At 73.5% G+C, this 1,513-nt stretch carries 1 protein-coding gene; it reads left to right on the plus strand.

The features are described from left to right. The first annotated feature begins 340 nt into the window (after positions 1-340). Positions 341-1,279 carry a DUF3027 domain-containing protein gene (locus AOK03_RS39570; protein ID WP_055570165.1) on the plus strand — a complete coding sequence of 313 codons (939 nt, stop codon included), beginning with the start codon at positions 341-343 and terminating at the stop codon, positions 1,277-1,279. Positions 1,280-1,513 lie beyond the last annotated feature (234 nt).

Here is a 1,513-nt window from a genome sequence, read left to right on the forward strand (position 1 = left end):
GTTCGGCGGTTTGGGGTGGGAATTTTTTGGGGGGCGTTCGGGCGCTTCGGGGTGTCAGGCCCGGCGTGGAGCGGCATGCCGGACAGGGACGAGGGAGCGGATCGGGGCGCGGTGGCGTACGTCGGTGTAGGCCCAGGGGCCAGGAGAAGGTAGCGTGCGTAGCGCGCCTGCGGCGGTTGTTCTTGGCCGCGCGCCTCTCGGTCATCCCGCAGAATGGGTGACGTAGGTGCGCCCCAGAACGTCGGGCGCGGACGTTGACGCGGCCCTCTGGTCCGCTCCGTCCGCACCCCCGCGTAAAGGTGGCGCACTCGTGAGACGGCGTAGGAGAGAAGCGATACTTGTGAGCGCAGCGACAACGCGAAGCCGTACCCCGCGCACCCCGCGTACCCCCGACCGCCTCTGCGCCGAGGCGGTGGGCCTGGCACGTGCCGCGGCCGAGGAGGCCGCCGCGCCCGGTGTGGTCGGTGAGCATGTCGATGTCGTCGTGGAAGGCGACCGCGTCGTCACACACTTCTTCGAATGCAAGGAGTTCGGCTACCGCGGCTGGCGCTGGGCGGTGACGGTCGCCCGTGCCTCGCGGGCGAAGGTCGTCACCCTCGACGAGACCGTGCTGCTGCCGGGCCCCGACGCGCTCCTCGCCCCCGAGTGGGTGCCCTGGAGCGAGCGGCTCAGGCCGGGCGACATGGGACCGGGCGACCTGCTGCCGACGGACGCCGAGGACCTGCGCCTGGAGCCCGGCTACTCGGGCGAGGAGGAGCCGCCGCCGAACTCCGCGGTGTCGGAGGAGATGGCCGAGCTCGTCGAGGCGGAGGACGCCGAGGTGACGGCGGGGCCGCCCGCCGAGGTGCCGGTCGCGCCCGCGCGCGGCTCCATCACGGCGGTCGCCGACGAACTGGGCATGCGGCGGGCGAGGGTCCTGTCCCGTTACGGGCTGCACGTCGCCGCGGACCGCTGGGACGAGGCGTACGGAGCGAAGACCCCGATGGCGCAGGCGGCGCCCGCGGCGTGCGTCAGCTGCGGGTTCCTCGTACGGATCGGTGGCTCGCTCGGGCAGGCGTTCGGTGTCTGCGGCAATGAGTTCGGGCCCGCGGACGGGCGGGTCGTCTCCCTCTCGTACGGGTGCGGAGGCCACTCGGAGGCCGCGGTCATGCCGAAGCCTCCGCGGCCGGCGCCGCCGGTGCTCGACGAGACGCGGGTGGATGTGCTGCCGTTGCGGCCTTCGGCGGACTCCGGGTCCGTCAGCGCGGAGGGTCCGGGCGAGGACCTGGGTCACTCCTGAGGGCCCGGTAGCGGGAGCCACCCCACCCACGGGCGGCTCCCTGCCGGCACCACGGCCCCCACCTTCTGGGCTGGAGCCACAGCCTCGTGGGCCCACGGCACCTGGGCCAACGAGGCCCCTGGGCCCTTGCCCTGTGAGCCAGATCCGTGAGGCCGACGAGGCTCCCTGTCCCATGGGGAGGCTCCCTGTCCCACGGGCACGGCCCTCACTCTCTGAGCCGGAGCCGTACGGGCC

The organism is Streptomyces atriruber (assembly GCF_001418325.1).
Taxonomy (GTDB): domain Bacteria; phylum Actinomycetota; class Actinomycetes; order Streptomycetales; family Streptomycetaceae; genus Streptomyces; species Streptomyces atriruber.